Source organism: Rhizobium sp. LC145 (assembly GCF_001005825.1).
In the GTDB taxonomy this organism is placed as follows: domain Bacteria; phylum Pseudomonadota; class Alphaproteobacteria; order Rhizobiales; family Rhizobiaceae; genus Neorhizobium.
The window spans coordinates 1-404 of record NZ_LBHV01000034.1 but is presented as its reverse complement, the minus strand read 5'-3'; the positions used below and the strand labels follow the sequence as shown (position 1 = coordinate 404).

Annotated in this window: 1 pseudogene; it reads right to left on the bottom strand. The window is 63.9% G+C overall.

Annotated features, from left to right (window positions below):
• Window positions 1-404, bottom strand: a pseudogene (locus YH62_RS30660) (phage tail protein); the annotation flags it as partial.

The following is a 404-nucleotide window of genomic DNA, read 5'->3' as shown; positions in this document are numbered from 1 at the left end:
GCCAGGATGGCGAAGCGCGTGCGCTGGACGCCATTGACGGTATAGAGCTCGAGGAAGAAGCCGGTTTCCTTGTAGGCCTGCGCCACGGTGCCACGGATAGCGACGGAATAGCGGGCATCGACGCCGGACTGATTGGCCGACAGGGTGAACTTCACCAGTCCCTGAGCGGAGACATCCCCGACCGCGGCATTCAACGTATCGACAGTTTCAGCGAGCGCCTCGGTCTCACTCGAAAGCGCGGTGATCCGCTGGCCGACGGCGGCCATGCTGTCGTCAAACTCGGTATCGAGAAGCGTGATGATCTCCGCCAAGGCCTCGTCGGCCGTGACGCGAACCCGCCGCTCCTCGATGATCTGGGCAAAGGCGCGTCCGACTTCCGCCCGCATCTTGGAGCGCTGCACCTC